Annotated in this window: 10 protein-coding genes and 2 tRNA genes; 2 read left to right on the forward strand and 10 right to left on the reverse strand. The window is 28.1% G+C overall.

What is annotated here, in order from left to right:
- Positions 1-8: 8 nt before the first annotated feature.
- The 4 genes from BM119_RS15220 to BM119_RS15235 are packed head-to-tail and all read right to left on the reverse strand — an operon-like array spanning position 9 to position 2,704.
- Positions 9-335 carry a cyclic-di-AMP receptor gene (locus BM119_RS15220; protein ID WP_090042591.1) on the reverse strand — a complete coding sequence of 109 codons (327 nt, stop codon included), beginning with the start codon at positions 333-335 and terminating at the stop codon, positions 9-11.
- A 59-nt stretch (positions 336-394) separates the two neighbouring features.
- Complete coding sequence (gene tmk, locus BM119_RS15225) at positions 395-1,030, reverse strand: dTMP kinase (protein WP_090042592.1); 636 nt, start codon at positions 1,028-1,030, stop codon at positions 395-397.
- 49 nt (positions 1,031-1,079) lie between these two features.
- Positions 1,080-2,483, reverse strand: a complete 1,404-nt coding sequence (locus BM119_RS15230) for an aminotransferase class I/II-fold pyridoxal phosphate-dependent enzyme (protein WP_242948444.1) — start codon at positions 2,481-2,483, stop codon at positions 1,080-1,082.
- Positions 2,484-2,494: 11 nt separating this feature from the next.
- On the reverse strand, positions 2,495-2,704 hold the full coding sequence (locus BM119_RS15235; RefSeq protein WP_090042593.1) for a sigma factor G inhibitor Gin: 210 nt from the start codon (positions 2,702-2,704) through the stop codon (positions 2,495-2,497).
- Between the two features lie 229 nt (positions 2,705-2,933).
- On the opposite strand from BM119_RS15235, the gene BM119_RS15240 reads away from it, so the two are divergent.
- Positions 2,934-4,085, forward strand: a complete 1,152-nt coding sequence (locus BM119_RS15240; RefSeq protein WP_090042594.1) for a zinc-binding metallopeptidase family protein — start codon at positions 2,934-2,936, stop codon at positions 4,083-4,085.
- Between the two features lie 18 nt (positions 4,086-4,103).
- On the opposite strand, the gene BM119_RS15245 is transcribed toward BM119_RS15240, so the two are convergent.
- On the reverse strand, positions 4,104-4,610 hold the full coding sequence (locus BM119_RS15245; protein ID WP_090042595.1) for a hypothetical protein: 507 nt from the start codon (positions 4,608-4,610) through the stop codon (positions 4,104-4,106).
- Positions 4,611-4,946: 336 nt separating this feature from the next.
- On the opposite strand from BM119_RS15245, the gene BM119_RS15250 reads away from it, so the two are divergent.
- On the forward strand, positions 4,947-5,855 hold the full coding sequence (locus BM119_RS15250; RefSeq protein ID WP_090042596.1) for a S66 peptidase family protein: 909 nt from the start codon (positions 4,947-4,949) through the stop codon (positions 5,853-5,855).
- A gap of 68 nt (positions 5,856-5,923) precedes the next feature.
- Here the strand turns inward: BM119_RS15250 and BM119_RS15255 are convergent, their stop codons facing one another.
- The 5 genes from BM119_RS15255 to BM119_RS15275 form a co-directional block, all read right to left on the reverse strand.
- The gene (locus BM119_RS15255) at positions 5,924-6,847 is read right to left on the reverse strand and encodes an NAD-dependent epimerase/dehydratase family protein (protein ID WP_090042597.1); all 924 of its coding nucleotides are present in this window, start codon (positions 6,845-6,847) and stop codon (positions 5,924-5,926) included.
- Between the two features lie 75 nt (positions 6,848-6,922).
- Positions 6,923-7,807 (reverse strand): LysR family transcriptional regulator, encoded by an 885-nt coding sequence (locus BM119_RS15260; RefSeq protein ID WP_090042598.1) that lies wholly within the window; start codon positions 7,805-7,807, stop codon positions 6,923-6,925.
- Between the two features lie 93 nt (positions 7,808-7,900).
- On the reverse strand, positions 7,901-8,956 hold the full coding sequence (locus BM119_RS15265) for a YeiH family protein (protein ID WP_090042599.1): 1,056 nt from the start codon (positions 8,954-8,956) through the stop codon (positions 7,901-7,903).
- Positions 8,957-9,109: 153 nt separating this feature from the next.
- Positions 9,110-9,183 (reverse strand) — tRNA-Cys (locus BM119_RS15270).
- Positions 9,184-9,187: 4 nt separating this feature from the next.
- A tRNA-Phe gene (locus tag BM119_RS15275) sits at positions 9,188-9,263 on the reverse strand.
- Positions 9,264-9,282: the final 19 nt, after the last annotated feature.

Genomic DNA, 9,282 nt, shown 5'->3' on the forward strand with positions numbered 1-9,282 from the left:
CCCTTTAATTAAATTTTTATAAACTGATCAACATCAACTACAAAAATTGTTGCTCCTCCAACTTGAACCTCAACTGGAAATGGTACGTATACCCCTGTAGATGTCGTTGGTAAAGGTGTTGCTACTATTTGATCTCTGATCTTACAAATATCCTCAATTATTTCTAAAACTTTGTCTACTTTCTCTTTTTCAACACCTATCATAAGTGTAGTATTACCTGACTTCAAAAAGCCTCCTGTTGTTGCTAGTTTTGTTACCCTATAACTAGCATCTGTTAGCTCATTTACTAAATCTGGGGCATCATCATCTTGTACTATAGCAATAATTAGCTTCATATGAAACACCTCCTAGTTTTTTATATATATTTTACCATATTCTAAATTGTAAATACATTTTAATTATTAAAAATTTTCTTTTCTAATACCCTTATTGTATCATTAAAAACTTCCTCTATTGATTTACTTGCATCTACTGATATAATCCTATTTTTATATATTTCCTTCACAAGATTATATCCTTCACATACCTTTTTATGAAATTCTACTCCTTCTAAATCTAATCTGTTAACTTCTCTTCCACTATTTCTACTAATTCTTTCAAGTCCTAATTCTGGGGTTATATCAAAATATATAGTCAAGTCCGGCATGTTATTATCTATTGCAAAGCAATTCATATTATATACCTCTTCTATTCCTAATCCTCTAGCATAACCCTGATATGCTAAAGATGAATCTATAAACCTATCACAAAGAACTATTTTCCTATTATTTAATGCTGGTATAACTTTTTCCACCAAATGTTGTCTTCTCGCTGCTGCATATAACAAAGCTTCTGTTCTTCCATCCATACTTGTATTGTTATTATTTAAAATAACGGCTCTTATTTGCTCCGATATATCTATGCCGCCAGGTTCCCTTGTCTTCAAACATTGAATTCCCTTATCTAAAAAATATTTATAAACCATTTCTAATATAGTTGTTTTTCCTGCTCCGTCTGGTCCTTCAAATGTTATAAACATGCCTTTTTTCACTCTAGTTCTCTCCTTCGTAAATAAATATAATTAATTTTAACATAAAACTCTACTCTAAAATCCAAATATTATTATTATTTAACCCTAAAACAGATACTCCTGATTTAATATATTGCTCTAACTGATTAATAACATTATAATCTATAACTTCACCCATTATAATTAAAGGTATACCTGGTGGATATGGAACTATGTTTTGTCCACAAATTAATCCTTCTGAATTTCTATAATCCACAGTTTTTTTATTTCTATCCATAGCTTCGTGTGGACAAACTCCCATTTTAGGAACATAGTTTGTGTATAACATTTCAAAATCTTCTTTAATGTCTCTTTCATTACACTTACTCAATACTTTATAAATATATTCAAATTCATATTTATCATTAAAAGTAGAAGGTATTAAAACCACATTACTATAATCACTCATTTCACATTGAATTTTATTTTTTCTTAAGTAATCTAATAATCTATGCCCACTAAATCCTTTGCCTACATTTATAACAATTCTACTCTTGTCTACACTAATATCGTTATTGTCTAATGTTTTTTCACTTAAACATTTGAATAATTTCAACTTATCAATTTTATTTTTTAACCCTTCACATAAATTTACAAGGTCTTCATAATGTTCTTTTCCATACTCATCAAGATATGCTCTGGCAAAATCCATAGACATCATGAATGCATATGAAGGACTTGTTGTTGAAAAACATGATAAATAAAATTCGACTTTATCTTTTAACTTTATATCTCCTATATGTAAAAAAGCTGTTTGAGTTAAACTTGGCAGTGTCTTATGTGCACTCATAACAACCATATCTGCCCCCATCTCTATAGCACTTTTAGGTAATTTAGGACTTACTCCAAAATGAGCTCCATGTGCTGAATCCACAAGAATTTTTATAGATCTTTTTTTGCATTTATCTATTATTTTTTCTAAATCTAAAGCCGTTCCATAATAGCTTGGATATGTTAAAATCGCTGCCTTTATATCATTGTTACTTTCTAAGACAAAATTTAAATGCTCCTTATCTATTGTTAAAGGAGCATTAAAATTTTTATCTACCTTGTAATTTACATATACAGGTTTTAGTTTTCTAAGAATTATTCCATTAAATATAGATTTATGACATCCTCTTTCTACTAAAACTTTATCGCCCTCTTTTAACGCCGAAAATATCATTATAAGATTTCCTGAAGTACTCCCATTTACTAAATAATATGATTTTTTGCTTTTATATGTCTTACTTAATAAGTTTAAAGAATCCTTTATTGATTCTTCTGGTTTACTAAGATTATCTAAACCATCTACTTCTGTTAGGTCTCCCTTTATGAACAAATCAAATATGTCATAATCTAAAAAACTTTTACCCATTTTATGTCCTGGCATAGAAAACGGTAAATTTTTTTCATCTAAATAGTTTCTTATAGCGTCAATTATTGGTGTATTCACTTTAATTCCTCCTAATTGGAAATTCCCTTTATATATTTTATATTCCCTAAATATTTTCTAACTATATGTTTTTTTACACATTTCATATAATACTCATAAAAATCAGTACATTGTTTTGAGTTAATTATTCTACACTCACAATTATAGCAGATGCTTTTTCCCTTAACTACTAATCCGTCATCCACCTTTTTTCTACATATAATACAAACATGTTCTCTCATATACACACCTCTCACTTCAATATACTGTTAATTATTTCCTTTTTATTTTTTTTTATTCACATCCAAATATATATTTATAAGTCTAATATCCAATATAGTTTTAATTAAAATTCTATTAATAACATCAACATTGATTTAATCTTAGATAAATATAGTTAAAACTTAACCATAAATATATTTTTTCTTTTAAGGATATACTATTTATATGATTGATTAAGGAGGATTATATATGAAACAGGAAATAATAACTTATTTATCCACCTGTGAAGATGAGCTTTATGATATTGCTAAATATATTTATATGAATCCAGAAGAAAGCTATAAAGAATATAATTGTTGCAAATACATAATAAATTTTTTAAAAAAGCACAATTTCGAAGTAAAGGAAAATTTCTTAGATATAGACACTGCTTTTTATGCTTCCTTTGGCTCTGGCTATCCTAAAATATGTTATATGTGTGAATATGATGCTGTACCTGGAGAAGGTCATATAACAGGACATAATCTACTTACATCTATGTCCTTAGGTGGTGCTATAGGTTTATCTAAAGTTATTGATAAATTAGGTGGATCTGTAATTGTTCTTGGCTGCCCTGGTGAATATTTAGGTGGAGCTAAAATAACTATGTTTAAACAAGGTATATTTAATGATATAGATGTAGTATTAATGGCTCACCCTGATGTAGTAACCAGAGAAAGTGGTACTTCTTCTGCAATACTGCCCTTATCTATAAAATTTTTTAATGAAGAACAAACTTTAAGTTTTAAGAACAACAAGGTATATACTCCTTTAGATGCTACCTTACTTTCATTCAATATGATGAATTGTCTTCAAAAGGGATTACCTGATAATGCCGTTTTAAACAGTGTACTGTCTAAAGGTGGCTATACCCCATTATTGGTTCCTGAAGAATGTGAGAGTAAAATCTATATAAGAGCCGACAACATATGTATTGCAGAGGATATAAGTTCTAAAATTAAACTTGCAGTAAAAACAGTGAGTTCTCTTATGGACATAAATCATTCTGTAAATTTTTACGAACTACCTTATGAAGAGTTAATAACTAACAAAACCCTATCTAGATTGTTCTCACATAATTTAAAAGAGCATGGGATAATTGATATTGGAGAATCTAGAAATATTAATGCTGGTTTAAGTTTAGGAACTATTAGTAAAAAAGTTCCTTGCATACACCCATACATATGTATAATTGATGATAAATCAACAGCTTATGCATCGCGTGATTTTGCAAATGCTACAATATCATCTTATGCAAAAAATATAGCTTTAAAAGTTAGCGAAACACTAGCCTGTACTGCCGTAGATTTGATAGAAAAATCCACATTAATTTCTGAAGCAAAAAAGGAATTATTCAAATAAAAAAAAGTAAAAGTCTCTTTAAAAGAGACTTTTACTTTTAATTAAGATGTTATTTAATTTCACTAGTAATCTTGAACTTGGTTGAAAGTAAAACTTTCTATATACATTTCCGTCCTTATATATACAACAATATCTTTCAAACATATTAACCGAACAAACATAATTTTTAGATGATATTATATTTAATTTTCTATTCAAATCACTCATCTTACCAACAAAAACTATATCCTGTAGTTTTATATTTTCAGCTGTATATTGATGCTTATCCTTTAGCTTATGAATAATTAATTGGTCTGCTATTATTGAATATCTATATCGTACCTTACATTTTATAAATTCTCCTGCCATAATCATACATGCTACTATTTTCAACAATGGATCCGTCAAATATCCAATTCTATATTCAAAAAGTCTTATGTCTTCAACTCCATTAGCAATAACTATCATCAATGAAACAAGTAATAACCCACCAACTATCCTTGGAGCCTTTTTAGTTTCAACAATTTCTTTATACATAGTATTCATTACTAAATTCCCCCACAATTACACATATAATATTTGTATTAACATAGAGATTATACTAGGGTTTATATAAATTATCTAACCCTCTATACCCTCTATAACCTTCAAAAATCTTGAACTTGTCCATTTATCTCTTGGTGTCTTACTTAAAATCTCATTATCTTACGAAAACTCTCGTTTTTAATTTTATACAATGTTAATTTTGTTAATTTAAATTTAATTATATTTATATAATATTTTATTTTACTTCTTAATATATATATAAATGATACTATTTTTATATCCTCCTTCATATGTCGTTAATTTCAAGCATTATTTAATTAAAGTGAGGTGTTTATTTTGATGCCAACTAGTATTAAATTAGGTGATACTATTGGAATATTAGCTCCTGCCAGTGGTGATAAAAATTTATTTATAGATGAAAAAATTTGTATACTAAAAAATTTAGGATTTAAAATTAAAACAGGTAACCATTTATACGACAAATTAGGATACTTAGCTGGTACTGATGAAGCTAGAGCTTCTGACTTAATGGATTTTTTTTGTGACGACAACATTAAAATGATTATGTGTTTACGTGGCGGCTATGGAAGTATGAGAATTCTTCCATATCTAGACTTTAAAAAATTAAAAAATATTAATAAAATCTTTATGGGCTATAGTGATATTACATGTATTCTTAATACATTATATTCAAAACTTGGCTTAGTAACATTCCATGGACCCATGGCTACATCTGATTTTAATGACAAATATACATTAAGCAGTTTTATAAACACTGTTACAAATCTTACATCATCATATAATATAGTTAATCCATCCCATATACCATTGATTTGTCACGGCACAACTAATGCTACTGGCACGTTAATTGGTGGTAATTTATCAATTATATGTAGTACCCTAGGTACACCCTATGAGATAGATACTCACAATAGAATTTTATTTATTGAAGATGTTGGTGAAGATGTTTATTCAATTGATAGAATGCTTTGTCAATTAAAGCTTAGTGGAAAACTGGATAGCTGTTCCGGATTTTTATTAGGTCAGTTTAAAAATTGTAATAACAAAAAAACATCATATACTCTTAATGATGTTTTTAACAACTATATATTTTCTTTAAATAAACCTGTTATATCTAATTTTATGAGTGGCCATGATACTCCAAACCTTACAATTCCAATAGGTGCAAAAGCAAAACTTGATGTTAAAAAAGCTAGACTATGTGTTGAACTCATGGAATTATAATTAATATTATCCATTATCATTCCACTGCAAAACTAATATAATTTTTTATAGAATAAAAACATGAGTATTTACTCATGTTTTTTGCTTACATAATAATTTATTGTTTGTTTTAGCCCTTCTTCTAAAGAATACTTGGGTTCCCATCCACATTCCTTGTTAATCTTATTGTAGGTCATATAACTATGCTTTATATCACCTTTTCTTTCTTCTTTATATATAGGCCTCATATTCTTATCTAATAGTATATTAACCGTATTAAATAGTTCGTTAACAGATATTTTAGTATCCGTTGCTACATTATATATTCCATTATTTAAGTCAGTTAAAGCTATTATATTTGCATTAACAACATCTTTTACAAATACAAAATCTCTTGTTTGAGTTCCGTCTCCAAATATAAGTGGCACTTTATTTTCTAACATATTTTCACAGAATATAGCTACAACTCCGCCTTCTCCTGTTGAATCCTGTCTTGGGCCGTAAACATTAGAATATCTCATAACTGTATATTTTATTCCATATAGCTTACTATAAGTTTCTAAATAATGTTCTATTGTATGTTTTGTAATACCATAACCACACATCATATCTAATGGATGCGATTCATCCACTGGTAAATATTGAGGTTCTCCAAATATAGCTGCTGAAGCTGGATATGTTACTTTTTTCACACCATATATTCTGCAACATTCTAAAAGATTTAACGATCCTATTATATTTATATCCGCATCTTCTATTGGATTATCAATTGACTTAGGTACACTTATCTGCGCTGCATGATGACATACTACTTCTGGTTTTTCTTTTTCAAAAACCTTATATAAATCTTTATCTCTAATATCTATATTGTAAACTCTTGCTTTTTTATTTATATTATTTTTATTTCCATGTGAAAAATTATCCACAACTATTACATCATGACCGTTCTCTATAAATCCATCTACTATGTTAGATCCTATAAAACCGGCTCCACCTGTAACTAATATTTTCATAATTTCACTCCATTCTAAAAATCATATTACTTCTATCCCAAATTAATTATAAACTAATTATATAAGTATTAACAACTATTGCTTATCTATTTTTAATATATTCATAAAATTTGTCATTGCTGTAGATATATTTTTATCTTTGTGCCTTATAAAGTATATATCTCTTGATAGCTCTAAGTTTACTATATTTAATATTTTTAATCTATTTTCAATTCTTTCATGATCTAAACATTGTTTTGATATACATGATATACCTATACCAGCTTCAACTATATTCTTTATTGCCTCATTATTTCCTAATTCCATAAATACATTATACTCTACATCATTTTCTTTGAACTTTCTCTCAATTAATTCTCTTGTGCCACTTCCAACTTCTCTCATTATAAATTTTTCATTTCTTATTTCTTCTTTTCTTATAAGTTTTTTATTAGCTAATCTATGATTTTTAGGCACTATTACTACTAATTCATCCTTAAAAAAGCTATTTGTTATTATTTCATCATTTTTTACTTTTCCCTCAACTAAGCCAAAATCAATTTCATTTTTAAGTATCAAATTGCATATATCTGATGTATTTCCAATAGTAGTACTAACTTCTACATTTTCATATATATCTAAAAATGCCCTTGCTATCCTAGGAACCATGTAAACTCCAACAGTATTACTAGCACCTATTTTCAGTTTTCCTCTGTTAGATGACCTTATATCATTAATAGCACATATACTCTCATCATATAAATTTAAAATTCTTCTTACATAGTTATAAAAAACTTGACCTTCGTAAGTTAAATATAATCTTTTACTAACTCTATCAAAAAGCTTAACTCCTAATTCTTGTTCTAGTTCATTTATAGCCTGACTTATTGACGATTGGCTTATAAACATTTTTTCTGCAACTCTAGTCATATTTAATACGTTTGAAACTTCATAGAATATTCTCATTCTTCTTTCATTCATACATATCCACCCTATTCTATATAAATATAGCCGCTAATTCATCCTTTTAAAACCGGGTATTATAGCGACTAAAAATTAACCTTAATATTTATTTTATAATAATATTGATATAAATGCTACCGCAAATATTATTTGAAATACCCCTATAGTTATACCAAATGTTAAAGCTTTAGGTCCCTGTTTTATAAGTTCACTTATTTTAACATTCATTCCTATCGCCGCAAGAGCTATAACCTCAAAATTATTACTTATTAATTTTGCTACACTAGATAATGATACTGGTATTATTCCCAATGTATTTATTATGCTCAAGATAAAAAATCCTATTATAAACCATGGTACTGATACTTTAGATTTTCTCTTGGTTTTTATTTCCTTTACCTCTTCAAGATCTTCTGCTTCTATAATTTCTTCTATAACATTCTCAGTTTCAATTAAATCCTTATTCTCATATTTTTCATTAAGTTTTGACATAAACGCAACAACTAAAACAATTAATATTATTCTCATAATCTTAAATATTGTAGCTAATCTTACAAAATCTTCTCCTAAAAATGCAGCTGATGCTAATACTTGCCCTACTGACTGTAGTATTCCCCCCATCATAGCTGAACTATGTAATAAATCCTTTGAATATAGCATTGTGCATATAGCTGGTAAAACAAACATCAAAATTGTACCTATTAAATTAACAATTGTTATAGATATTCCTCTATCATTTTCATCTGCACTAATTGCTGGCGATGTAGCAGCTATTGCAGATGAACCACAAACAGCATTACCTGCGGCCATTAACATAGTAAATTTTCTATTAAACTTAAAAACTTTGCCTAAGTATAAGCAAATTAATATAGTACTTGTCATTTGTAATACAATAAAAATTACTCCATTAATTCCTATACTACTTATAGAATATATATTTAATGTTGCTCCCATCAATACAATAGACATTGATAATAAATCTTTTTCACAAAACCTAGATCCATTATTATATTTAGATGATTTAAACACTGTATTTCCAAATAATATTCCTAATAATATTGCTAAACTTGATGCTCCAAATTGTGGAACAAAAATTGCTAAAATTTTCGCTATAAGGGTTATAATTACACATACTATTATCCCTGGAACCATTTTTTTTATATTCATAAATTTCATCTCCAATCGTCTAACTATGTAGTAATTATACTTCGGAGATATCTATTAGTAAAATATGATTATAATAATATAATCATAAGTAATTTCTTATTACAATATTATTTAATAAAGCAAAAAAGATCAGTATACAAATACTGATCTTTGTGGAGGCGCCACCCGGATTTGAACCGGGGATGAGGGTGTTGCAGACCCGTACCTTACCACTTGGTTATAGCGCCATGATGGTGGCTCGAGCAGGAATCGAACCAGCGACACGAGGATTTTCAGTCCTCTGCTCTACCGACTGAGCTATCGAGCCATCTACACCTGGCAACATC

It is taken from the genome of Clostridium frigidicarnis (genome assembly GCF_900111985.1).
In the GTDB taxonomy this organism is placed as follows: Bacteria; Bacillota; Clostridia; order Clostridiales; family Clostridiaceae; genus Clostridium_Z; species Clostridium_Z frigidicarnis.

What these genes read in the sequence shown, in the direction of transcription:
- BM119_RS15220 (WP_090042591.1), bottom strand. Translation starts at nt 335, where the DNA reads ATGAAGCTAATTATTGCTATAGTACAAGATGATGATGCCCCAGATTTA.
- BM119_RS15235 (WP_090042593.1), bottom strand. Translation starts at nt 2,704, where the DNA reads ATGAGAGAACATGTTTGTATTATATGTAGAAAAAAGGTGGATGACGGA.
- BM119_RS15240 (WP_090042594.1), top strand. Translation starts at nt 2,934, where the DNA reads ATGAAACAGGAAATAATAACTTATTTATCCACCTGTGAAGATGAGCTT.
- BM119_RS15245 (WP_090042595.1), bottom strand. Translation starts at nt 4,610, where the DNA reads ATGAATACTATGTATAAAGAAATTGTTGAAACTAAAAAGGCTCCAAGG.
- BM119_RS15255 (WP_090042597.1), bottom strand. Translation starts at nt 6,847, where the DNA reads ATGAAAATATTAGTTACAGGTGGAGCCGGTTTTATAGGATCTAACATA.
- BM119_RS15260 (WP_090042598.1), bottom strand. Translation starts at nt 7,807, where the DNA reads ATGAATGAAAGAAGAATGAGAATATTCTATGAAGTTTCAAACGTATTA.
- BM119_RS15265 (WP_090042599.1), bottom strand. Translation starts at nt 8,956, where the DNA reads ATGAATATAAAAAAAATGGTTCCAGGGATAATAGTATGTGTAATTATA.